General features: G+C 37.9%; 20 protein-coding genes. 14 read left to right on the forward strand and 6 right to left on the reverse strand.

Annotated elements, in window-relative coordinates; genetic code table 11:
- The first annotated feature begins 5 nt into the window (after positions 1 to 5).
- The 3 genes from SIO70_RS00800 to SIO70_RS00810 are packed head-to-tail and all read left to right on the forward strand — an operon-like array spanning position 6 to position 2,167.
- On the forward strand, positions 6 to 878 hold the full coding sequence (locus tag SIO70_RS00800; protein WP_320578528.1) for a hypothetical protein: 873 nt from the start codon (positions 6 to 8) through the stop codon (positions 876 to 878).
- 28 nt (positions 879 to 906) lie between these two features.
- Complete coding sequence (locus tag SIO70_RS00805; RefSeq protein ID WP_320578530.1) at positions 907 to 1,551, forward strand: hypothetical protein; 645 nt, start codon at positions 907 to 909, stop codon at positions 1,549 to 1,551.
- A complete protein-coding gene (locus tag SIO70_RS00810) occupies positions 1,523 to 2,167 on the forward strand; it encodes a hypothetical protein (protein ID WP_320578532.1) in 645 nt (214 codons plus the stop codon). Before SIO70_RS00805 ends, SIO70_RS00810 begins: the two co-directional genes overlap by 29 nt.
- 206 nt (positions 2,168 to 2,373) lie before the next feature.
- On the opposite strand, the gene SIO70_RS00815 is transcribed toward SIO70_RS00810, so the two are convergent.
- A complete protein-coding gene (locus tag SIO70_RS00815) occupies positions 2,374 to 3,231 on the reverse strand; it encodes a glycosyltransferase family 2 protein (protein ID WP_320578534.1) in 858 nt (285 codons plus the stop codon).
- A 1,019-nt stretch (positions 3,232 to 4,250) separates the two neighbouring features.
- Complete coding sequence (locus SIO70_RS00820) at positions 4,251 to 5,693, reverse strand: hypothetical protein (RefSeq protein ID WP_320578536.1); 1,443 nt, start codon at positions 5,691 to 5,693, stop codon at positions 4,251 to 4,253.
- 203 nt (positions 5,694 to 5,896) lie between these two features.
- On the opposite strand from SIO70_RS00820, the gene SIO70_RS00825 reads away from it, so the two are divergent.
- From SIO70_RS00825 to SIO70_RS00840, 4 genes are all read left to right on the forward strand, one after another.
- Complete coding sequence (locus SIO70_RS00825; protein ID WP_320578539.1) at positions 5,897 to 8,044, forward strand: McrB family protein; 2,148 nt, start codon at positions 5,897 to 5,899, stop codon at positions 8,042 to 8,044.
- On the forward strand, positions 8,034 to 9,350 hold the full coding sequence (locus SIO70_RS00830; protein ID WP_320578541.1) for a 5-methylcytosine restriction system specificity protein McrC: 1,317 nt from the start codon (positions 8,034 to 8,036) through the stop codon (positions 9,348 to 9,350). The genes SIO70_RS00825 and SIO70_RS00830 overlap by 11 nt, the downstream gene beginning before the upstream one ends.
- Positions 9,351 to 9,672: 322 nt before the next feature.
- A complete protein-coding gene (locus SIO70_RS00835) occupies positions 9,673 to 9,900 on the forward strand; it encodes a hypothetical protein (RefSeq protein WP_320578543.1) in 228 nt (75 codons plus the stop codon).
- A gap of 24 nt (positions 9,901 to 9,924) precedes the next feature.
- On the forward strand, positions 9,925 to 10,599 hold the full coding sequence (locus tag SIO70_RS00840) for a hypothetical protein (RefSeq protein ID WP_320578544.1): 675 nt from the start codon (positions 9,925 to 9,927) through the stop codon (positions 10,597 to 10,599).
- 279 nt (positions 10,600 to 10,878) lie between these two features.
- Here the strand turns inward: SIO70_RS00840 and SIO70_RS00845 are convergent, their stop codons facing one another.
- The 4 genes from SIO70_RS00845 to SIO70_RS00860 all read right to left on the reverse strand — a co-directional run bounded on the left by SIO70_RS00845 (position 10,879) and on the right by SIO70_RS00860 (position 15,492).
- Positions 10,879 to 11,502: a hypothetical protein gene (locus tag SIO70_RS00845; protein ID WP_320578546.1), complete on the reverse strand. Its 624-nt coding sequence runs from the start codon at positions 11,500 to 11,502 to the stop codon at positions 10,879 to 10,881.
- Entirely contained in the window at positions 11,495 to 12,124 is a 630-nt protein-coding gene (locus tag SIO70_RS00850; protein WP_320578548.1) for a hypothetical protein, read from the reverse strand. The genes SIO70_RS00845 and SIO70_RS00850 overlap by 8 nt, the downstream gene beginning before the upstream one ends.
- Before the next feature lies 1 nt (position 12,125).
- Positions 12,126 to 14,258, reverse strand: a complete 2,133-nt coding sequence (locus SIO70_RS00855) for a sensor histidine kinase (protein ID WP_320578550.1) — start codon at positions 14,256 to 14,258, stop codon at positions 12,126 to 12,128.
- 388 nt (positions 14,259 to 14,646) lie between these two features.
- A complete protein-coding gene (locus SIO70_RS00860; protein ID WP_320578552.1) occupies positions 14,647 to 15,492 on the reverse strand; it encodes an HNH endonuclease in 846 nt (281 codons plus the stop codon).
- 161 nt (positions 15,493 to 15,653) lie between these two features.
- Between SIO70_RS00860 and SIO70_RS00865 the strand changes: the two genes are divergently transcribed.
- The 7 genes from SIO70_RS00865 to SIO70_RS00895 all read left to right on the forward strand — a co-directional run bounded on the left by SIO70_RS00865 (position 15,654) and on the right by SIO70_RS00895 (position 25,959).
- On the forward strand, positions 15,654 to 18,008 hold the full coding sequence (locus SIO70_RS00865) for an ABC transporter permease (protein WP_320578554.1): 2,355 nt from the start codon (positions 15,654 to 15,656) through the stop codon (positions 18,006 to 18,008).
- A gap of 148 nt (positions 18,009 to 18,156) precedes the next feature.
- Entirely contained in the window at positions 18,157 to 18,408 is a 252-nt protein-coding gene (locus SIO70_RS00870) for a helix-turn-helix transcriptional regulator (RefSeq protein ID WP_320578556.1), read from the forward strand.
- Positions 18,409 to 18,441: 33 nt separating this feature from the next.
- Positions 18,442 to 19,341 carry a DNA cytosine methyltransferase gene (locus SIO70_RS00875; protein ID WP_320578558.1) on the forward strand — a complete coding sequence of 300 codons (900 nt, stop codon included), beginning with the start codon at positions 18,442 to 18,444 and terminating at the stop codon, positions 19,339 to 19,341.
- A complete protein-coding gene (locus tag SIO70_RS00880) occupies positions 19,338 to 20,234 on the forward strand; it encodes a DNA cytosine methyltransferase (protein WP_320578560.1) in 897 nt (298 codons plus the stop codon). Before SIO70_RS00875 ends, SIO70_RS00880 begins: the two co-directional genes overlap by 4 nt.
- A 6-nt stretch (positions 20,235 to 20,240) precedes the next feature.
- Positions 20,241 to 22,847 (forward strand): class I SAM-dependent DNA methyltransferase, encoded by a 2,607-nt coding sequence (locus SIO70_RS00885; protein WP_320578562.1) that lies wholly within the window; start codon positions 20,241 to 20,243, stop codon positions 22,845 to 22,847.
- Between the two features lie 15 nt (positions 22,848 to 22,862).
- Positions 22,863 to 24,788: a DEAD/DEAH box helicase gene (locus tag SIO70_RS00890; protein WP_320578564.1), complete on the forward strand. Its 1,926-nt coding sequence runs from the start codon at positions 22,863 to 22,865 to the stop codon at positions 24,786 to 24,788.
- Positions 24,775 to 25,959 carry a GIY-YIG nuclease family protein gene (locus SIO70_RS00895; RefSeq protein ID WP_320578566.1) on the forward strand — a complete coding sequence of 395 codons (1,185 nt, stop codon included), beginning with the start codon at positions 24,775 to 24,777 and terminating at the stop codon, positions 25,957 to 25,959. Before SIO70_RS00890 ends, SIO70_RS00895 begins: the two co-directional genes overlap by 14 nt.
- Positions 25,960 to 25,967: the final 8 nt, after the last annotated feature.

Here is a 25,967-nt window from a genome sequence, read left to right on the forward strand (position 1 = left end):
ACAGTATGAACGCAACGTATTACCCACTTTGGGATTTGCGTGATTCCTTGCAAAGCTACCTGGACAATCCGAAAGAACGCTCCGGTAAATTGTATAAACATGCCAAAATAGCCATCACTGAGATGCACAGTGCGATGGCAGATTACATGCTGACTACTAAAGATGACAATATACTGAAACGCTATATGCGTACCTGGCAGGAACAAATCAGGGTCTTATTTGACGAGATTCCGGATGATTGGTTTGAAGGCATGGACATTCATGCAGCATGTGCTCAACCAGATAAGCAATCCATTCAAAAATGGAATATTTGTTTCGAGTGCTTTCGACTCATCAGGGAAATGCAATTGGCGTACCCCACATTCTTTGATAAGACTGCTTATCCGCCATTGCTGTACATACAGCTGGAGAAATCAAGTCATTATAACAACTGGTTGTTTATATCCAAACACGCGAAGGAGAAAAGGGGTAAGTTAAGGCTGGTATGGAAAATCATTGCCGCTTATCAAGAGCGATTATGGAACAATTACTGTAGATTCTCTTATGCTGAAATCGAATATGGCTGCAATTTCGTTGACCAGTTAATGCACAATATACAGCAACGGGGAGATGCATTTGGGCTGAAAGCACTTTATTCATTTCTCATTTACTTAAACTTCAATGATATCGGCTTTGCGCAACACCTTATCGCTGATATTGCGGAAGAAGCGGATGCTTTGCTTATAGAAGATGAAAAAACAGCATGGCTACAACAAGTAAAACTGGACATGGATACGGCTACTGTAAGAACCGATTGCACGCTGGATCCTGGTAATCCACCTATCAATGTGATGATCAGCAAATGGATAAAAAGAGAACTAAAAATGCTCCAAACTTAACCTAACACACATAAAATTCAAAACGTGTATGAATTATATTATTCATTTAAATGCCTTCCTGGAAAGGGCAGCAAAAGAACAATGGGTAGTAGCGTACCACTATTCCCTGTACATGGCACTATTCCGTATCTGGAACAAAACAGGTTTTCGAAAAACCTTCCAGATCAGGAAAACGGATGCCATGAAGGCTGCCAGGATCAGTTCCAAAACGACATATTACCGTTGTTTAAAAGAACTGGAAGCAGCTAAATTGTTGATCTTTTACTCTTCCTCTTCCCGGTTTACACCAGCGGAAATTGAAATGATTCCGTTAGTTAACATGCAGGATTATGGGACAGTACATGTACCTGCAGGAGGACCGCAAAAAGAGGAAAATGGAACTCCAACGGTACCTGGAGAGGGCCCCTTTCTTAAACAAGAAAATACAAAGTATACAAATAGTGTGTCAAAAGGGCCGGGATTGGATGACGTGCTGAAACTTTTCCTGGTTCACGAGTACGATACTGGTTTAGGATTAAGATTCTGGTACCAGTTTGAAGCCACAGGCTGGAAAATAGGTAATACGCCCATTGCAAACTGGCAGGCATTAGCCCATAAATGGATGTTAAATACCACTCAACCAAAACAAAAAACTGATAACAACAATGACCAGGATTACGACCAGTCTTTTTAACTACAAGGAAATCCTGCCAATGCTGGCTGCTAAGGGCAGACAGTTATTCGGCGAACATTTCAGGATCTACCCGGAAGATCTAAAATTGATTATTCCTATCATAGCATGGATGGTAAGAGATGTAGAAGTTGCTAAGCAATTTGACATTGACCTGCAGAAAGGGATATTCCTGGGAGGACCAGTAGGAACAGGTAAAACACAGATCATGCAGTTATTACGTTGTATTACGCCAGGCAGTTTATGTTATGAAGTGAAACATTGTGACCTGATCAGCAGGGAATATACATTGAAAGGACCCTCTATGCTGGGCACCTACCTGGGCGGAGATAACAATGATAAATATAACCACCGCATCTGGTGTTTTGATGATTTGGGATCAGAGGATATGGCGCATCATTATGGCAATAATTGCCAGGTAATGAAGAAGATCCTGTTAGGAAGATATGAGTTGTATACGCATTATGGAACTGTGACGCATATGACGTCCAGGTTGACAACAAAAGCGATAGAACAAAAGTATGGAACGGAGGTGAGGAGCAGGATGAGAGAGATGTTTAATAGGATAATATTTGATGGAAATGCGAAGGATAAGAGAGGTATAATTGTAGTCAGCTAGGATGGACAAAAGAAAAATGCCGGGCGTGGCATTTCACTTATCAAATAATCTTTTATTTCATAGAGAAGATACAAGTAGGATAGGGATGCGATTTTATCGTCGGCAGGTAATAATCGACATCCCTTTTCTATTTTATCCTGGTAAGAAGCCTTGGGATTATCAAGAATTTTGATCCAGGGCAATAGGATATTTATTATCCTTCTCAATCAATGATGAGAAGAATTAGCTGAAATCTTATTATTAATTTCCGATTGAGATTCGATTACACTATGATCAACGTTCACAAATTGTCGCTTCCCTTTCTTATGTGAATCTGGCTCAATCCCCTTAAACAAACTGTATTTTGCAAAGCCATGTTTATGCAAAAAATATTTCAGACTTACCCCCAACACACCTAGTCCATAAATCGCACTTCGTCTAAAATTTATGGATGAAGCTTCTTTAAAGTATTTAGTAGGACAAGTTACCTCTGCTATTTCATATCCCTTATAACAAATCTGTCCCAACAGTTCATTATCGAAAACAAAATCATCAGAATTATTTTCATAGGGAATAGATTCTAAAACCTTCCGATCATAAGCCCGATACCCCGTATGGTATTCAGATAATTTTTGTCTCATTAACAAATTCTGGCTAACAGTCAGGAGGCGATTAAAAAAGTATTTATAATAAGGCATACCTCCTTTCAAGGCTCCCCTGCCCAGGATACGGGAACCTAGTACAACAGGATATACTCCTTTTGCAATAATTGAAGCCATTGATTCAATTAGAAGTGGAGTATACTGATAATCGGGATGTAACATGATAATGATATCAGCTCCTAATTCCAATGCACGTTTATAGCAGGATTTTTGGTTACCACCATAACCTTTGTTTTTTTCATGACAAATGATATGCACAATCCCTATTTCTTTAGCGACTGCTACAGTATTGTCCTTACTGGCATCATCTACAAGAATGACATCATCGACCAATGTGCGATCGATTTCTTCATAAGTGATTTTAAGGGTTTTACTGGCATTATATGCTGGTAATACAACGAGGATCTTCTTCCCATTTATCATAAGCTATGATTAACAAGGTTAACAAGGGTGTGGTGTGTCAAATATCCGGCAAGGCAATGCATTTATTCCTCATTGAGAAGGATTATCCCGATGTCTAATAATACAGTCGCTATGTCTAAAGTAAATCGATGAGGAAAATATGTTCAGGAAAAAACGACCGTTCATATTAAATATTTTTACACTTTAATGGTAAAAAATAGTGTTGCCCCTCTAAATTTTACCCTAAAAAAGGTGAAGGCCCCGGAGATTTAAGACCCAATAAACTGGATGAGTTCGCAAACATTTCCTTTTAAAATAATATATCGAACCCGATTTTATCAAATGACACAGGAGTAAAACCGATTTCAAATTCTTAAAATGATAATGATTTTATCCAAACTGATAATTAAATTATCAAATAGATAATAATTTGAAAATCAACAAAATAATTTGACCCATTTTGTCTTTTTTTCAAAAATTTGTTGAATATTTACATCCGATTCCTTTTGATCGTTTCGAAGGAATCTGGTTTTAATTGAAATTAGAGTGGCTTGAGAATATTTCTATATTACTCAAGCCTTTTTTTTGCCCTAAAAAAAAATTTAAACTTTTTTTCTATTCCAATCATACTTTTTGATCAACAGCATTGTCTTACTTATACCCTCTAAATTGAACCAGGTTGATATTCATGTCAGCCATGCTCTTTGCTTTCCCTTTTTAACCTCGAAGGCACCTGGCATTTTATGGAAACCAGGAGTCACGTATGCGGAAAAGCTGCATACAAGTACATACCTCATTATTAACCTGTTGTCTTACCATACGAAGACAACGAACCAGAAAGTTGTTTGAGTTCATTACCCATGTCACCCATTCAGCCACCGCAAAGGATGATTCCTTTGGAACGGTGGCTGATCGGTGGTGTTTATCCTCCTTTTTAAAATAGCATTGATTTATCCCTGAGTATGGGATAATTATCCTCAATATAGATGGTGAAGGCAAAAAACAAAAAAGCCATTGCTTGTTATCGCAATGGCTCTCAATTAATTATAAATAGGTATAGGAGCAATCATTTTTCTATACTGCTGGACATCCACCAATTCTATCAGCCCCTTATTTTCACTTACCAACTGTCTATTCAATTTATAATTTTCAATCCCTTTAAATTTCGCTAATAGGAACTGGGCATAATAACACTTGTTGATGTCTGAAAGCTTTGCACCCACCGGCGTATATTCATCAATTAATTGCTTATTCTTTAATATCGCATCCTTAGGATGTTCAATCATACCACTCGATGACAGCATGGTCGTTTCTAAAAAGGTCAAACCCGTTTCATCATCCGAATCTGCATCCAGGTAATAACCCAGGAAACAATGTGAAGGCACCAGCACTAATACGGGCCTCAATCCCATCCGCTTTAAAATAGAAGCCATCAACACCGTACCATCCACACAATTCGCCTGGCTGGTATTCATGGCATTATCAAAAGTGCGTACTGTCTGAGAGAAAATATAGTTATCCTGTCGCGCGGCTGAATTATCAGTAATACTGCTATATTTAAATCCTCGGTCATGCAATACTCTCCAGATGGCGGCAACCTGGAGATCTACCGAATTCATGGCGTCCACTCTTTCAGCAGATGAAAGTGCATGGCCCCTATTGAATCCCTGGTATCCCATTACGGAACTAATCATCTTGGTATCTAACGCATCTTTTAATATCTTATCAATTAAAGGATGTTCTTCATTTACATAAGCGGCAAACATGAAGTTGTAAGACTGATTATCATAAAGGGTCATACAATCGTTAATACTCCTTAAGGTTGCTGTTACCAGCTTCTCTACCCTGGCACCGGTGACAGGGTCTATCAACCTGAAATAGATATCCATTGGCGCCGATGTCTGGTGCTTGGCCAGTTGTCGGAAATCCCAGGCGACTTTAGGCATGAAATTCAATGTCTCCCCTGAGCCTTTACAGGTGATATACCCACTGTCTATCTTAAAATAACTTTTATCTGCAGATTCTATCTCCCACTTCAATACCACTCCTGAGACATTACTTTTGATCTTAAATCCTAAACTACTTCCCATGTCGACATCCTTCTCTCCTCTATAACTTGCCCAGGCAATAATAAAAGAAGGAAAGACCTGCGCGTGAAAATTGGTGACAGGCTCCCAGGAGAGATTGGTAAATTCCCCGTTTTCTACTGTTAACTTTTGCTTCTTGCTGATACTAACTTCCTGCCGGCTACGATAATCAGGTATTTGTTCATACTTGATATTACCACTGGTATCCTTTTGCCAGGTGGATTTAAAGCCTTTTGAAGTATTGGCGACTTCTTTGGAGGTCTCACCTACCTGTTTGGTAAGATCCTGTAAGTCTTTCATGTTTTCTTTCAGCTTTTTCAAAATTTGGGCGTGGGTAAATGGTCCACTTAAAAGGAAGAAAAGGGAGATTAGTAGCGTACTTTGAGGTCGTCTCATAAATGGGATAGTTAATGTGCTGGTGATTAAAATGATAATGGTATAATTTGGGGATTTGGACGCAATTATAGGGATAATAAAAGGTTATGGAGTTAATGCGATGTTAAGAGGGAATAGCAATCGATTTAAATGGGAAGAGTGTTTGTTTGAAGTAGTATTTTTTTTATATTTAGTTTATATTGTTAATCACATTATCTATACTTATGGGGGATCACCTATACACTCAGTATTGGAGCGCTATCTTACCTGAATTAATTCAATGTTTTGAAAGTAGCCCAACAATCATTCAAATACCTGTTTCTGGCCTCGAAGAATATGGAGATAGGAAAACCTATTATGCAAATTTCAGAATTGTCTATGGACAGTTGGAGATTCCAAGAAATGGGTATGCGCAAGGCAGAGACTTGTACGAGGTATTAATAAATAATGATTTCTTCAAAGACTTGCTGATGGATAAGATCATGCAGGTAACTATCACCCACAACTTATTATTGAAAATGGAAGTTATTCACGAAAACGCCCCAGACTTTTATACAGAAGAGGACTTTATCAAATTAAAAAAATTAGCAGGGGTGAAAAAAGTGGAGGGTAATCAGGAGCACCAGGACTTATATAATGATCTAAAAGAAATTTATAAGAAAACGAAGTACTGGGCGGAGGAAGTGAAAAAGAGGACCTTCCCGGAAATAGGGCATGTTCAGATTATTATGAAGCCTACTAATCAGAGTGGAAAATTTCAAAACTATCATTGGGCAAAAATCTATCCCAGTTCAACCTTCATTACTGACCGGCTTGCATTCACTGTCGGAATTTCTTCTGAACATGGATTTGTTATGAAGATTGATACCATCTTACTGGAACCAAATGATCCACGATTGAAAATATATGAAAATGTGCGAGGAGATTTTATGCAGTCAAAATTAGTAAAGATTGTTAATGAGGAAGAGATGTTGGATAAAGGTTGGGAATACCTAATAGATCTAACCTATACTTTCTTTCAAGATTTAGAGCAGGACTATTTCGATATAATTAAGCTATACCATAAACATACCCTGGAACAATTGGGCGCTACTGACGTCTCCGTCCCACACGCTCTAAATACCATTTTATATGGACCTCCGGGTACCGGCAAGACTTATCATACTATCAATAAAGCTGTCAGTATCGCCAACCCGGGTTTCAGGTCTATTGATAGACAGGATATAAAAGCAGAATTTGCACGGCTACAAAGAGAAGGCCAGATTGAATTTATTACTTTCCACCAAAACCTCAGTTATGAGGACTTTATTGAAGGCATTAAGCCCAAAGTTGATGGGGAGAAACTAGTATATGAAATTGAGGATGGGATCTTTAAGAAAATAAGTGATAAAGCGAGATTTATTGCTGGCAACTTTGAAACTGTGATTGAAAAGTTTAAAAAAGATATATCTCAGGCAGATGGCATGCCTGCTGCTACCATACAAGGTAGTTCTTCCACTTTCGATATCACCTTCAGGGGTACAGGCGTATTCTACGTTCAACCGCATGATACTGAAAAAGAAGATGCCTGGTACCCAGTAAACATCAATAACATCCGGAAAGCATTTGAAACGGAGAATTACATAGGACTCTATAATCCGACATACATCCGCGGCACGATCAGCCACCTTGTAAAAAATTATGGTCTTAAAAAAGGAAACGAGGATATTACTAATAAAAAGAACTATGTACTTGTAATCGATGAAATCAATCGTGGGAATGTATCCCAGATATTCGGGGAGCTAATCACCCTAATTGAAGATAACAAACGATTTGAGGAAGAAGAGTCTCTTGTTGTTACCTTACCATATAGTAAAACAGAATTCTCTGTCCCAAACAATCTCTATATCATTGGCACAATGAATACTGCAGACCGCAGTGTAGAGGCATTGGACAATGCGCTTCGAAGAAGGTTTTGCTTTGAAGAAATGTCGCCAGATGAATCTCTTATTGGAAAATCATTGGAGGAATTAGATTTACAAGCACTACTAAAAACGATTAACAATAGACTGGAAGCGCTATTGACAAAGGATCATTTAATTGGTCATGCATGGTTGATGGGTATTGAAGACTTGTATGATCTGCAAAAGGCGTTTAAAAATAAGATCCTCCCTCTTTTACAAGAGTATTTCTTTAATGACTATGCTAAAATTGGCCTTGTATTAGGGGATACTTTTATATCCTTTAAAAGCGTCAGCAGAAACCTCTTCGCAAATTTTGCAAAAGGAGAGGAAATTGCGGGGGACTTCACAGATAGGATCATATATACCTTAAAAGATCCGATGGAGATGGATTTGGATGATTTCAAGTCAATTTATAGCCATGGCAAATAAGAACATCATCCGGGTTGCAGAATATGAAAAACTGTATTATGATAATGACAAGCCTTTCAAGAAGAAACATTGGGAGGCATTATGTTTATATCATGCCAGAAATGAAATCGAACATTTCCAAATTATTGATCGGGGAATTAGGTTTATCAACTATGTAGGTGGTTTACAAGCAGGCGAACTTACTATCGAAATATTGCCTAAAACCGATAGGCATTTGACAACTGCTGCAAATTGTAATATACAGCACCTCGAAAACGATGATGCCAACGCTAGGGCTAACTGGCATGAGGTGTTATTGTCTATGTTAAAGGAATGTAGATTCTTGCAGGTACATCATTCAGATAAAGCCAATTTAAACTTACGGTCTAATTCCATACTGGATATTTATATTCAGCTATTTTTGGAACAGACGGAAAAGATTCTACATGAAGGACTTACAAAGCAATATCGCAAAGAAGAAGGGAATAGACTGGCGATGAAAGGGCAGTTATTATTTTCCAAAAACATTAGCCAAAATTTAGTCCATCAAGAGCGTTTCTATGTAAGGCATACGGTATATAATGTGCAGAATAAGTACAACCAGCTGCTTTATATGACATTACTATTAATATCCAAATTATGTAATGATTCATTAATAATAGATAAGGCACACCGGTTATTGCTTCATTTTCCTGAAATGGCAACTTCTAAAGTAACTGAACAAACCTTTTCCAGCTTGGCTTTTGATCGTAAGACGGAAAGGTATAAGGAAGCATTGCTTATCAGTAAGCTATTACTGTTAAACTACCGGCCAGGGATTAATGGAGGAAGCGAACAGGTGATCGCGATTTTGTTTGATATGAATATGCTTTGGGAAGAGTTTATATATCATAGGATACAGAAAGCGGCGGCCGGTTATGCACATATGAGAGTGTATAGGCAGAGTAAGAAGGATTTCTGGTATCATAATGAATATAGGTCTTATAAGAAGGTTAAACCTGATATTGTGGTGGAGATGGGTGAGGAGATTTATATTTTGGATACGAAGTGGAAGGTAGTGGATGGTGATATGCCAGGGGATGATGATTTGAAGCAATTGTTTGTGTATAATTTACTTTGGAATGCCAGGCAGTCATTTTTAGTGTATCCAGGGAGTTTTAATAAGGTGGAGGGATCATATGTGCATTTTCCATTATCGGCTGGGGAGAAGAGGCAGGGAGATGATTTTTATAGTCATTGCGGGCTGGTGTTTGTGAATCCGGTGGCGGAGGGGGGTGGGTTGTCAGGGAGGATTGGGGAGGAGTTGTTGGGGGTGTTAAAAGAATAAGCTATTAATTAATAATATCAATATGAAATTAGGAGAGATTTCACGATATAATTTTAGCACTACAGAAAAAATTAAGTATACCCAGCTACTACATAAATATTCTATTATATGTAATAATCACCATTTAGTCTTACACTATTTTCTTTTGAAAAAATTGATCTTACATCATTTTTTCACAGATCAATTTTTCAATTACTTAAATATCACTATTTGTGATATGATTTATTCTGGTTTAAAATTCATAAGTCTTTGAGTGCTTGTTAAAAATAGGGCTTCCTTTAGTAATTATAGGTAGTTATTAATTCAAATAATTTTCAGCGTAATGACCATTGATAAGTTAAAAAAATGGGATGAGGAGCATCCTAACACATTCGCTAGAATACTATTCAAAGATGGTTCAAATAAAACCGGAATATTGAAAAATATTTATCCTGAAGATCCCAATTATCCTGGAGGGAGTATCCAAATAGAGGACTACTTTACTTTAGAGAGTAAAGGGGAAAGTGCCCCTTATAGAATTTGTAGTATTGAAACTATCAAAGCCGTATAACTTTCAATAAACATTCGATATAATATGTCTATAGAAAAAAAACTAATGGATCGAGTTACTAAATTACTTGAACTTGCAAATAAGGTGATCGAATCTACCAAATATCCCCAAGGAATAGGTATTGCTAAGGTAAATAGGGAAAGTTTTAATGAATTCAGAACAGCATCTCTTTCTTTTATTAAAAATATCTATGGTGAAAGCCATTCCTATTATACAGACTTTGATGGCCGCGTTACCCGCTCTGAACCTTCCTGCGCCGAAATAGGAAGGGGCATAATAAGGGCTATAAAGTCCGAGATTGAAGATAATTGGTTAATGGATATAAAGGGCCTGATTTCCGCAGATATTTTTGCAGATTTTTTAGAAATGGCGGGATATTTATTAAGTGAAAATTACAAAGATCCAGCTGCCGTTATGGTTGGAAGTGTATTAGAAGAACATTTAAGGCAGCTATGTAATAAATATAGTATTTCTATCACTGAAAACAGGGGAGGGAAGATCATCACGAAAAAAGCAGACACATTGAATGCTGAATTGTACAAAGCCAATGTTTATAATGCGCTTGATCATAAAAATGTGACGGCATGGTTAGATTTGAGAAATAAAGCCGCACACGGGCAATATACCACTTATAATAAGACACAGGTTGAAGGGATGTTGCAGGGGGTGCTTGAGTTTATTTCGAGGAATAGAGTATAGCTTTAAAAACGTTCAATTACAAAAACTTAAAAACATTGTAACTATCAGAATAGATTTGAATGGTTAGATGATTTTTTTACAGTATCATCGTTACTAATCGTAATTGGGCACCTTCCCTTGAAATAAATGTTGAAAGCGCCAAATAATATAGGGGTTACATTTAAAAGAGCTACCAAACCTGTAGAAAGTACATTGCAACAAAACCAGAGCTCTCTCAGATTTATCCAAGTGCCTAAATTTGTTATGCACTTGAATCAAAATATTATGAATAAAAGTAAATTAGAATTCTTCAAATGTCAAGGCTCCATTTCCGTGCATTATCAATGCATCCCTATTTCGTCTTAAACTGGACGCCCAAAGAAACTCCCCTTGATTAAGAAGAAAATCAATTTGCTGATTAAAAAATTCTTTCATCTCATCATAGGCATCCTTTAAAGTCGCACCTAAAATAAATTTCTTCAAGGCATAATTATCACAATCAATAGATAATTTTTCATAAGGTTCTGGCAAAGCTATCGCCTCATCCATATAACCTATAAATCCATGGCTGCGATTAACAATTAAATCACCTCCCAATATATTTCCTGTATTGCAAGCCATGGAATAAAAAAAGCTATTACTGAATAAATATGAATTTACACCAGCTTGTATATACAGCTCTCCATCAACTTCAAGAGCATCATCTTTACCATGAGAGTATGCTATAAAAACAAAATTACTTTGGTTTAGCAAAGGCATTGTTCTGTCAATATTAGCGATAGTACATAAAGAAGCATTCAATTCACTAATATTTGCAGTATTACATTTGTCATTAATAAATGTAATAATATCATCCTTACTTTTCCTAAAATATGTCCCCAGCCTTACGTGGCTGTCATCAAAAGAAATACCGAAACTAGCCATTAATACTTTTTTTCCCTCTAGATAACATATCGATTACTAACATAAGAATATCTTTCTCTATTTCCATTCCCAATAGAGTCTGTTTACGAATCTCTGTTAGAAGCTGATTTAGAGAATATGATTGGCCATCACGTGTCATTATGTAAGGCTTATTCTTTTCCGACTCAGGATGAAGTACTATCCAATTTTCTAATGCACTGTCTACTCTTGTATCTAGCTTATGGGCAGCACTTTCGACTAAGGATACTATTTTTGTATAACCTGCTGAAACACTTTCTACTGCAAATGCATCATTATTAATTAAAGAGATCAAATCATCATTATTAATTTTACTTATCTCATTTGCGGTAATTAAAATTATGTATACGAGCGCGCTTTTCTCCCTAATTTCTTGAAATACTTCAATACCAGACTTCTCATTCCTGCTAAAATTCATATCAAGAATCACTACAATCGGTTGATGTAGATTATTTAAAACATAATCTAATCCGTCATCTGACTTTTTAAAATACAATACATTATCTATTCCAAACTTCCCTCTCAAAACAACAAGTAATGGATCTTCGTTTGAAATCAGCCCATCATGAATTACAACTATCTTTTTTGATATTTTATTTTCCATCTTAAATCTTGTTGAACGGTAACTTTATTTTAAATGTTGCACCTTGAGGCTTGAACTCACTTTCAACCAATTCTACGGATCCTTTTAGGGCTTGTATTCTTTTTTCAACAATATATAATCCCAAACCTGCACCACCTTTATCTGCCGTCCTTGTATTGTATAACTCAAAAATCCATTTTTCATCCCCTTTAGATACGCCAACACCATTGTCGGAGAAGTATAATGTAAAATTATCGCTATCCAAATATCCAGAACATTTGATCTGTTTGTTCGTATTACCCTCTAAGGCTTTAATAGAATTAGAAATTAGATTTTGAAATATATCCTCAAAAATTTTCTTATTAAAATTAATGACAAAATCATCCTTGATTTCAACTTCTACAATAATTCCCTCTGATCTAAATGCTTGTGAATATGTGTGAAGCAACAAATTTTCTATTAGCTCTTTAACACTAAAATCTTCAAAATTCCCACCAGAACTCGCATAGCTTAACATGAAATCAGTCACCTTTAACAAAACATCCATTTCATCATATATCAAAGACGCATATTGTTTAAAATAAACGTCATATTCAGGATTCGGAAAATTTAGTTTAATAAATTCTGCCATCCTTTTTATTTTCCCAAGCGACGTTCTAATTGCATGTGAAATGTTAGATGCATAATCTTGTAGAGACATCAAACTTAAATAAATATTCTCCTTTCTTGTGACATCCGCTTGATATTTCTTTTGCTCACTTATACTTTGGGATATACTTTTACTTAGTTCTGCTGCTTGCTCTTTTAAAGGTTGAAGGACTGCCTTGAGCTCAGGTTTCTCTTTATCTATTTCTTGTTGAATTTTATCAATCGCATGCGAAAAAGACTTAACTTCTTGTCCCGCTTTATGCAGTTCCTTCTCAACAGCAGATCGTTTAAATTCTCTCTCATATATTTTCACTGCACCAAAAACATCTATCTGCTGCATAAGAAATTCCTTCAAATGTCTATATTCGGGTGTATCTATAAAATCCTGTCTATTAGTTCCATCTATGATTTGAGGATTATCATTCATAGTAATATCTACGATACCAATTATTTCCCTTGTGCTTACTCTATCAAATGTCTGCCTCCATCTCCTTTTATCTATCCCTAGAATATCTCTCCTTTTATCAGGATCAGATTCATATTCTGCAAATGGAGTAGTAATTACCGAATCTCGGTAAATTTTCACACCATCAATTCTTGTTTCATCGTTTTTATATACTGCATTAAATTTTCGTTTAGCTCCTTCATTAAAATAGAAAAACTTTGCTTTAATTGGACCAAAATCTCTTATATCAATCAACTCCTTTAAAATCTTTCCAGCTTCTTTATTAAATACCAAGGTTTCCTGCTTTCCATTTGCTGAATCGTATTCAATTTCTGCATGGTGAGAATAAAATCTAAATGGATCCGGTTTTACTAATTTTTCCTTAAACTCAATAAAATCGTTTGATCCGATATATATATCAAAAGGAGGATTAAGCGGATAAAATGGAGATTTTAATATTGATAACTCCCTTGTCAATCTTTCAAGATCTGCTTTCGACCAATTATCCCTAATCTGTGAAATTATTAATTTGGTACCGTGTTCATCAGGGGGTCCATCTGTAAAAAAGTAATGATTATCTACTTCAGTAAATAAGGACAACTGGTCACCTGCTGTTGCCTTTGTCGACAATTCCTCATATTCATCCCATTTAATTTCTACATTCAACCATTTAGATTCTCCTACTTGCTTGGTCTTTATTACTAATCGCTCTCCTAACTTATCTACAGCAAATCGACCAATTCCCTTTTCCCCTACAAACTTCCTATTGAATGGCGGGTCAGAATACAATTTTGCTCTTTTGCTATTAGTACCAACAACCATCCATTTATTGTCAATGTCATTATATGACATACCTATACCGTTGTCTGATATTATGATTTGTTTATCATCGGAGTCTTTTGTAATATTCAGGAATTCAACATTTACTTTTGTAGAGTTAGCATCATAACAGTTTTTCACCAATTCGAATACAGCCGTTACCCTATCGGTAATCAACTCTCTTCCTAACAAGCGAAAAGCATTTACATCGAAGCGCCATCTTAGGGTGTCCTTTTTATTCATTATGACCTTTATAAGGGTATTTTGCTTTTAACAATAGAATTAGCATTTCTCATTCCTCTAACTAATAAGGTTATATTCAACACACATTAAGCCAAAATACAATAATTATCAATCAGTTACACTTAACTAGATAAAAACAAAACAGGGAATGGAAATTTCATTTAACAAATTAATTATTTTTTTCCGCTTGACTTTCAATATTCTTCTCATGACTATATTAGTAAATCTAATATTTCGCGTTCATCCACTGTAATGCTATCCCTTTATTACCATTGAATTGCACAAACGCCTCCATTGTCATATAACTAACAATGAATCCTAAGCGTTTCCCATGAAATATCAGTCCTTAGTTCAATTAATATAACAGTATAGGTAAACCATCTTAGGTTTACACACTCGCATTTACAAATACCTTCCACCTTTCGGCCAAAGCCTGTCTATCCGGTCTCCTTCCATCATTCCTTGGCTTTAATACCATTCCATCTAAATATTCATACTCACTCTCCATTAATTTACTCCCTATCCGAACTTTCAAAGTATCAGGTTCTATCCCTATTAAATTAGTATCAAACAATATATGTAAATCTGCCCTCAACAACAATCCATTCTTAGACTGGTTATTCCCATTTAATTTATGCGGTTCAATATGGCAGCCAATCAATACCTCCGCTATACTAGATCCCGTTATACAACACTGCCCATCATATATTTGCATAAGCCCATCCTTCAATTTCTTCTGTCCATCCCTTACACGCTTAAGAACAGCCACCACTTTTTTTATCACATCATCTGGAGCTTCCCCTTTCAAAATAAAATCCTTGATGACCTCATCTGTCTCTATTTCCTCCACAGGTTTCATCAAACTCCACTCAATCAATACAGGCTTTTTATTCTCATATTTAACGGGAACTCCCAATCCTCGATACAAAAACTTGCTCCTATCCTCCTCTCTGGTAAAGATATGCACTGGTACCTTTCCACTTAGCATCTCCTTAATAGACTTCTGACCTATATGAGACTTACTCTTTCCGTACCAAACTAATAAATCTTTCCCACCCCAATGATTGTCATAATCGTGACCAGTCCTTCCCGGCACACCAATATTGGCAAAAACATAGTAACTCCCATCGAATTTAGTATACCCAGTGTGCCAAGGACCTTTTCGCTTTTTTTCAGGTACAGACAGGAGCTTATAAAGATCCTCCTTATCGTATAGCTCTTTGTATTTTAGCATAATTTCGCAGTATAAAATTGACTACCAAATATACAAATTCGAACACCCCATTCTCAAATCCGAACACCATCTAAATATTCATAATATCTAATACTTAATAATATAAACACTTAAAAAATGGCCATCTTTTTGTGCCCTGCCTACCAGCCAAAATCCAACCCATGTTCAGAAATTATCTCAAAATCGCTTTTCGCAATATTATCCGGCATAAGTCCTATACCACCATCAATGTATTGGGCCTTGCAGTCGGTATGGCTTCCAGCATTTTGATATTACTATGGGTACAACATGAAAAAAGCTACGACCGTTTTCATAAAAACGCCGATCAGACCTATAGGGTCATTGTCAATGCCAGCGACTTTATAGCAGCAGTAAACCCTGCCGGGATGCCTGAAGGGTTAAAGGAGGTGATCCCCCAGATAAAGAATACAGTAAGGTTGAGCCATTTAGAACAACACCTCTTCCAGGTCAATGAACTGAAATTCGCAGAGAAAAGGGTATTCTATGCGGATCCGAGTTTTTTGGAGATCTTCAACTTTGGCTTAGTAAAGGGAGATGCCAAAACAGCACTAAATAGTGTTGACGGTGTCCTCATCACCCAGGATATGGCCCAAAAGTACTTCGGTACGGAGAATGCAATTGGGAAAACGCTCAAAATAGATAATGGCAGCACAATCACAGTAACAGGGGTATTGGCTAATATTCCTTCTAACTCCCACTTGCAATTTGATTTCATTTTGCCAATGTCTGCAATAGCGAATACCAGTTCAGACCTAATCAACAACACCTGGACAAGTTTTAACTTCTATACCTATATCCAATTGGATAAAAGTTTTATCCCTACACCAGGCGCGTTAAGCAAATTAAACGCCGCCATGACCCAGGTATTTAAACAACACGTACCCACCATGAAAGCGGAATACATGGCACAACCCCTGACCAGTATTCACTTATCGCCTGCAGCCCAGGTAGATTTGCCTGGTCATGGAAATGTACAATATGTGAATATCTTCTTTATAGTAGCAATATTCATATTGATAGTCGCCTGTATTAACTTCATGAACCTGGCCACAGCCCGTTCTGCAAGAAGAGCTAAAGAAGTAGGATTACGTAAAGTAATAGGCGCGCTAAGAGGTCAATTGATCAGGCAGTTTTTGGCTGAGTCATTATTAATATCCTTCTTCTCATTGATACTGGCTTTAATAATAGTCTGCTTATTCCTCCCTGTCTTCAATTTACTGGCGGATAAAGATCTAACACTCCATTTAAAGGATGTAGGTATCCTATCAGGTATCGCACTCTTCACTGGCCTGCTGTCTGGCATTTACCCTGCACTTATTCTCTCAGGATTCCAACCAATCAAAGTATTAAAAGGGAATAACAACCTCCCCGGAGGCAACCTGATCTTCCGCAATGGGCTGGTGATCGTGCAATTTGTAGTATCTATTGTTTTATTAATAGGAACAGTAGTCGTGTATAAACAACTCCAATACATCAGGAACAGCAACCTTGGGTTTGACAAATCCAACCTGGTCTATATACCTATCAATGGCGAAATGTCAGGCAAAACACACGCATTACGAACTGCATTAGAACAAAATCCACATACCGCTAATTATACGATCATATCTGAACTACCTATCAATATCTACAGCGGCAATTTGGATGTAACCTGGGAAGGGAGAGATCCTAATTTGCAGGTGGTCATCCCCAGCATGGGCGTAAGTGAAAACTTTACAAAGGTCTTTCAAATAAACGTGTTGAGAGGGAGAAGCTTCTCTACCGCATTTAATGACTCAAGCAATTATGTGATCAATGAAACGGCTGTGAAACTAATGGGTATGACAGCCGATAACGCCATAGGCAAACCACTATCATTAAATGGTACTAATGGCAAAATCATTGGTGTGATAAAAGATTTCAATTTCAAACCTATACAACAGGTCATTGAACCACTCATCTTAGGGCTCAATAAATATGGCGGGTATGCAGTAGTCAAAAGCCAACCAGGTAGTACGGAAGCGACCATCAAAGCCTTAGAGAAAATAAGCACAGACCTGAACCCTTCCTATCCTTTCACATATAGCTTCCTGGACCAGGACCTGGCTAATCAATACAAAGGAGAGCAGCAGATGAGCAAGATCTTCAATTTATTTTCCATGCTGGCGATCTTCATTTCCAGCCTGGGATTATATGGTCTTTCTGCCTTCCTTGCACAACAAAAGACTAAAGAGATTGGGGTGAGAAAGGTATTAGGCGCTTCTATCCTAAATATCATTTACCTATTAACCACAGGATTTACCCGATTAGTACTCATCGCAATTGTCATCGCCATCCCTATTTCCATATTCGCCATCAATAACTGGCTGGAAACCTTTGCTTATCACATTCAGGTGAGCTGGCTCACATTTGTGCTAGCGCCACTGGCTGCTTTAATCATCGCTTGGATGACCGTTAGCTTTGAAATATTGAAAGCGGCAGTAGTAAACCCAGTCATCAGCCTAAAAAGAGATTAATCCCACCGACCCCGGCAATTTTAATGATTGAAACTGCTATTCTCACAATCAGTCATTTTATTTAAATTTGTCCTTTCAAGGACAAGACCAAATGTAGTAAAGTATGCTGGGCGAAAAACTTAAAGAATTAAGAGAAGCTAGGGGACTCATGCAACGTCAAGTAGCTGCGGAGCTTGACATCGATACTGCTTACGTCAGCAAAATGGAAAGTAATGAAAAGCCGGTAAGTAGAACCAATCTTACCAAACTGGCCGTCTATCTGGAAGTAGACGAAAATAAACTGCTGATTCTTTGGCTGGCAGATAAACTATGTAATATTGCCAAAGGAGAAGCGGTTGCCATTGAAGCGCTGGAAGCTGCGCACAGCGAATTAATTAGTCAGTTGAACAAAGGCGTGTAAAAACGGTAGATATAATAGAAATTTATAAACTTAATGAGAACTATAGATTTATTTTCAGGATGTGGCGGAATGTCTTTAGGATTTCAAAATGCGGGGGCTGAGATTTTAGCGGCTTATGATAACTGGAAGCCTGCGATTGACGTGTACGAACAAAACTTCGATCATCCGATTCATAATGTAGACCTTTCTTCAGAAGAAGCTATTACTGATATAAGAAATTTGAATCCTGATCTAATTGTCGGCGGTCCTCCTTGTCAGGACTTTTCTAGCGCCGGTCATAGAAATGAGAAATTAGGACGCGCGGACTTGACAGTAGCTTTTGCAAATATCGTTTCAGAAGTACGGCCAAACTATTTTGTAATGGAGAACGTATCCACCATTACTAAGAGCCCTATCCTTCCTAAAATAGTCTCCACATTGAAAGGGGCCGGTTACGGACTGACTCAAATTACCTTAGACGCTAGCTTCTGCGGCGTACCCCAAAAAAGAAAGCGATTCTTTTTAATTGGAATACAAGGCGCAGAAGATAATGTATTATACGAGCCGCTGACCAAAAAGCTGGGCAAAAAACCCATGACTATCTTCGATTACCTGGGCAATAGCCTTGGATTGGAATATTACTTCAGGGTGCCAAGATCTTATTCCAGACGCGGAATATTTAGCATTCATGAACCTTCAATGACAATTAGAGGGGTGGACAGACCCGTTCCTAAAGGATATCCCGGACACCCGAACGATCCTATCGCGGTAACTGAAGATCTGAGAGGGCTGACCGCAATCGAGCGAAGCTATCTTCAAACCTTTCCAACAACCTTTAACTTCACTGGATCAAAAACTAATTTGAATCAAATGATCGGTAATGCGGTTCCTGTAAAACTCGCGGAATTCATCGCCACTTCGTTATTAGAATATCATCAAAATTTAGGTAGATGAGGGCAATTGATTTATTCTGTGGCTGCGGAGGAATGAGTTTAGGATTTCAAAAGGCCGGGTTCGAGATGATTGCTGCTTATGACAACTGGAAGGCAGCCGTAGAAACATATAATGAAAATTTTGACCACGCCGCTCATTTAAGAGATATCACGGATCCGGAACTGGTCAATGAGCTGAGGGCAATGGGGGCTGATATCATCATAGGAGGCCCTCCCTGCCAGGATTTCAGTATTGCAGGGAAAGGGAATCACAACGGAGAAAGGGCCAACTTAACGGCTACCTTTTCTGAAATAGTATGTACCATTAGGCCTACATACTTTGTCATGGAAAACGTATACAATATTGAAAAAATGGCTATATTGGAAAAAGCTAAACGTAACTTTAAAGAAGCTGGCTATGGGTTGACTTATAAAGTATTTGACGCCAGCTTAATGGGAGTACCCCAGGCAAGAAAGCGCTTTTTCATGATAGGTAAACTAAACGCCGATGACAATTTCATATTGGATGTGTTAGATTCCCAGTTGAGTAAGAAGCCGATGACTGTGCATGAATATTTAGGAGATCTGTTAGAGACCGAATACTATTATATGCATCCCAGAAGTTATGCTAGAAGAGCCGTATTTAGTGTTCATGAACCTAGTTCGACAATTCGTGGGGTAAATAGACCCATCCCACAGAACTATCAGCCTCACCCAGCTGATAAAACAGCGGATATCAAAAAAGTGAAATCACTCTCGACCATTGAACGTAGTTTGATACAAACTTTCCCCCGATCGTTCAAATGGAATAGAAGTAAAACAGAAAACGAACAGTTGATCGGGAACGCCGTTCCTGTATCAATGGCAAACTATATAGCGAAAAGTATATTGAAATTTGACGAAACAGCTGATTAATATGCTATGATCGACATCTATAGTCAGATAGAATCTAAGCTTAAAGCCCTGAGATATAATACGAGCCCGCTTGAGTTCATATTAGACTTTCTTCGGGCTTTACAGTTTCCCCAATCAACAATCGACAAGTTAATCTCAGGCTACGAAGCCGCTGCGAATCCACAAGACGAACACATCGTGAATGGGAAGTACCTATTCAAATACATTCCACATCACCACTTATCGGAGACGCTCAACAACTTGTTAACCAAAGGGAAAATCAAAACCGCAGTCACATTCGTCTTTATCTTTAATTCGACGAATACGTTGGTTTTCTTAAAAGAGTCCAAAGACTATGTGATTACTAGTCATGCGGAGCTATTTAAACAACTTGAACTACTATTGCCCTTAGCAGGTCTATCTGCGCCGAAGGTAAAGTTAATCAATAAGGATGTCAACGTCGCCGAAATAGCTGGAGGACTATACAATGCTTTGAGACTGTGCAATAAAAATCAAGACGACGGTTTGCAGCTATTCTTGTTGCAATTGTTAGTGATGTCATTTGTTAATTCCTTTGATAAAGAAGCTAATAGGTCGATCGAGAAGTACTACAAACACATTTCAAGCGAATCAGGTGAAAAGATCACACAATATACCTTTGACCTGCTGCGATACGTGAAAGGCGAAGATCAATCAAAATTGCCCACATTCATAGGGTCTATACCAACCATCAAGGTTGATCTATTTGATACGATTAAAGAATTCACAATCGATAAAAAAGCAGCAGGATTGATCGTTTCCCTCCTGTGTATTGAATGGAATGATCTCAGTTCCGATACGATTGGCAGTTTGATTTATAAGTTCGTTGGCGGTAGTGAAACGTCAGGACTTCATTATACCTCCACCGCGAATGTGAATAAGATATTGAACCCATTATTACTGGACGACCTATACCTTACACTTTCTAAATCCAAGGAGAACGAAGACGCTTTACAAGCATTAGTCAAAAGAATCAACGCTATCCAAATATTAGATCCGACCAACGGACCAGGTTGTTACTTAAACATTGCTTTTAAAGAGTTATTCACATTTCTATATAATGTGGAGATTGAGTTCGAGAAATTCTCGACTAAAAGTGGTGTGACCATCCTTGATTCATTAAAAAATTTCCATGGGATCATCAGTAACCTCTTCGGCGTTCATCTGTCAAGGTTTACGTTGTCGGTGACTTATTTTCAATACTTCCGGGACAAATATAGCAGCGAGGAATTTAAGACCATTTACAACTCCCCACATATCATTCACGGGAATCCGCTTCAGTGGAGTTGGGAAAAGGTATGCCCGAATGAGGGAGCGACTTATATTGTCGGTAGTCCGGTATTTAAGGGCGCCAAAAAATTGAGTGACAAAGAAAAGGCGGATCTTAAAGTCGCTTTTAACGGATCAGATAATATTTCCTCGCTAGACTACTGCTCCGCCTGGTTATACAAAGCATCACAATACATAGGTCACACTTCGTCAAAGGCGGCATTTGCTGTTACGAACAGTTTAACACAAGGCGAACAGGTAAGCGTATTATGGCCCAAAATATTTGATAACGGGTGTGTGATAGATTTTGGATATACGTCTTTCAAGTGGAAGAATAGCATTTCTCAGAATACAGGTGTTACCGTAGTGATTATTGGGCTCAGCTCAGCTGAGAACGGGGCTACACATCGATTGTATTCAGGAGCGAAAGTATATACAACGCCGATAATAGGTCCCTACCTCAATATTGGTTCTGTAACCATCATTCAAAGGAGAAAAAAATGTTTGGTAACACACTATCCTAAATTATCAAAAGGGAATATGCCCTATGAAGAAGGCCACTTACTTCTTAACAAAAAAGAATTGATGGCTATATTACAAGAAGATCCTTCCGCCAAAAGATTTATCAAAAAAATAGTCGGTTCTGATGAATTTATTAATTCAATCGGCAGATGGTGTATCTGGGTAAAAGATGAGGACTTAGCGGATGCACTTCAAGTAGTACCTATAAGAAGACAGATAGATGCAGTAAGAGATTACAGAAGCAAAAGCTCTGATAAAAATGTGCAAAGAATGGCTGGAAGGCCACATCAATTTCGGGAGGTGTTATTTACGACCACTCAATCTATCGTAGTCCCCTCAGTATCTTCCGAAAATAGAGTGTATATCCCGATGGGCTTTATTGGTCCTGATACGATCGTGTCGAATCTGGCATTTATCGTGTATGATTGCGAGCCATGGATATTGGGAATATTGACTTCCAAAATGCACTTGATCTGGATTAAAACAGTATGCGGCCAATTAGAAACCAGGATTCGATATAGCTCCGAACTTGGCTATAATAACTTCCCCTTCCCGAAGTTGAGCGAAGACAAGAAAGAAAAATTATCCAAACTTGTATTTAACATCCTTAGAATAAGGGAATGCTACTCTGAAATGACGCTCGGGAAAATGTATGAAGAGGAGAACATGCCTGGTGATTTGAGAGTAGTACACCAGGAATTAGATTTATTCGTCGACAAATGTTATAGCGACGAACCTTTTGAAAGTGAAACCGATCGAATCACCTGTCTGTTCAATTTATATGAAGGCATTGTTACTAAGTAAAGAAACTAGGCAAAAATGAATATTATAAACGTTCAATATAATCAAACTGGCAAAAGCCAGTTGACCGACAATAATGGGATGCGTGAAATGCAGCAAAGAGCTTATGCGGCTAATCAATCACAATATATTCTACTAAAGTCGCCACCGGCATCCGGTAAAAGCAGGGCGTTAATGTTTATCGGTTTGGAGAAATTGAAAAATCAAAATATAAAAAAGGTAATTGTAGCAGTTCCAGAAAGATCAATCGCTAAATCCTTCTCTGCTAACAAATTATCCCTACAAGGGTTTCATTCAGATTGGGAGCCGAATGAAAGATTCAATTTGTGTTCGCCAGGCGGAGAAAGTAGGAAAGTAGAGGCGTTCAAAGAATTCATGCGACTGGAAGATGAGAAAATTCTGATCTGTACACATTCGACCCTTCGCTTTGCATTTGACAAAATTGGATCTGAAAGTTTTAATAATTGTCTGTTAGCCATCGATGAGTTTCACCATGTCTCCGCCGATTATGAAAATAAGCTGGGTGAGTTGTTGCGAGACATTATGCGAAACACCAATGCACATATCATCGCGATGACGGGCTCCTACTTCCGTGGAGATTCCATCCCAGTATTGATGCCTGAAGACGAAATCAAATTCACAAAAGTAACCTACAACTACTATGAGCAATTAGACGGGTATAAGTACATGAAGTCCTTAGGGATCGGCTTTCACTTTTACCAGGAGAAATACATCGGCGCCCTCAAATATGTACTCGACCTGAATAAGAAAACAATCATACATATCCCTAGCGTGAATTCCGGAGAGTCTACAAAAGAGAAACTCAGGGAAGTGGATCAAATATTCGACATCATCGGTACAGTGGAGCACATCGACGCCGAGAACAATATATTCCATCTAAGAACTGCGGACGGACGCCTCCTGAAAGTAGCGGACCTGGTCAATGACGATCCGATGTTAAGATCCAAAACGATCAATTACTTAAGGAACATCAATAATATTGAGGATATCGATATTATACTTGCGCTAGGAATGGCGAAAGAAGGTTTCGATTGGCCTTATTGTGAACATGCATTGACCATCGGCTACAGAGGTTCATTGACTGAAATCATACAAATCATTGGCAGATGTACACGTGACAGTATGAATAAGGAACATGCACAATTTACCAATCTAATTGCCGAACCTGATGCAGAAAGCGATGAGATTACTAACAGCGTCAATAATATACTTAAGGCGATAACCGCTTCGTTATTGATGGAAGAAGTGCTAGCTCCTAAATTCAAATTCAATCCGAAAATAAATAAGTTAGAACACCAAGATGAGCACACCATCAATATAAAGGGCTTGAATGGGGATTTGACGGATAATGTAAAGAACATTATCATGAACGACCTTACAGACTTAAAAGCACGGATATTGCAGGATAGTGAAATCTCAAAGGCCCTGCCTGGCAATGTGCCTGCTGAAACAATCAACAAGGTGATGATTCCAAAAATCATCCGTGAGGTATACCCAGAATTGGATGAGGAGGAAAACACTACCTTAAGCGAGTATATAGTTGCACAAACTGTATTAAATACATCGTCTATATCACAAGTTGGAAATAAGAAATTCATTCAACTCGCCGATAAATTTATAAACGTCGATGAACTGGACATAGATCTGATTATGTCAGTCAATCCATTCCAAAATGCATTCGAGGTATTGTCAAAATCACTGACACCTAAAGTATTTAAAGCGATACAACAATGCATCAGGGCGCTAAAAATTAAAATGACAGATGATGAGGCTGTTTATTTATGGCCTAAGATCAATGAGTTCGTCCGCATTACGGGGAAACAACCGAATATCGATAGTTTAGATCCAGCAGAACGACGCATGGCGGAAGCGATCATTTATTTAAAGCAGTTAAAATTAAACGCGACCAATGCCCAAAAGTAACGATAAGATATCCACCATATTTGACAACGATCCTTTTGGACTGTTGAACGCTAACGCAGCGAATAACAGTGAGAGGAGAGAAGATAATAGACTAATCGATTCATTCGAAGAAATCAGCCAGTTCTACAGTGAACATGAGCGAGAGCCTGATACACGAAACATAGTTGAATTCCAGCTTAAGTCCAGACTGGATGCGATTCGTTCCAATCCAAACAAAGTACGTTTTTTAAAAAAATATGACTTTTATGGCCTATTGGCTGGGGCTGGTGTAAAAGACGTAGGTGTGAATGATATATTAGAAAATGACAGTCTCGGCATTTTGGATGAAGAGGACGAATCGGATATTTTTAAATTAAAGTTTGCCAAGCCGTCAGAAAGGATAAAGCCTGATTACTTGTCTAGAAGAAAAGCTTGCAAGGATTTTGATTTGTATGAAGGGATGTTTAAAACAATTCATGGAGATCTGAAATCGGGGCAGCGGAGATTGATAGAATTTAATGAGAAATCTCTACTACCTGGCCGCTTCTTCATATTGAACGGGGTGACGTTTTTCCTGAAAACCATTGACGGTAAGACAGAAATGAATGATTTTAAAAGCGGTGGTAGAAATCGATTTGACGGTAATACGTTATGCATATTTGATAATGGGACAGAGTCCGACATGCTTTATAGGTCTCTGGTCAAGGCGATGAATTTGGACGGGTTCATGGTCAGCGAACCAGTAAAACGAGTTAAAAATCAGGTAGAGGAAGTTAATGACATTTTCAATGGTTATCTATATGTGCTAAAATCCAAATCGACCAATCCGCATGTTTCCTCAATTGAGAATTTATATAAAATTGGCTATACGACAAATAGCGTAACACAAAGGATCAACAATGCGAAGAATGAAGCGACTTATCTTTTTTCCGATGTGGAAGTGATAGCGACATATCGCTGTTTGAATATAAAAACTGCGGCGATCGAGAATTTAATACATGTTTTTTTTCAGGCAGCGAGATTGGAAGTTGAATTGAATGACATACAAGGGAATTTATATATACCGAAGGAATGGTTTTCAATTCCACTGAAGGTAATAGTAACCGCCATAGAATTGATAATTAGTAATGAGTTAGAGAAATATTTCTTTGAGCCGAAAATTCAGGAGATCGTCAAGCGGCGATTGGAATAATTAAATAG

The organism is Chitinophaga sancti, assembly GCF_034087045.1.
GTDB lineage: Bacteria > Bacteroidota > Bacteroidia > Chitinophagales > Chitinophagaceae > Chitinophaga > Chitinophaga sancti_B.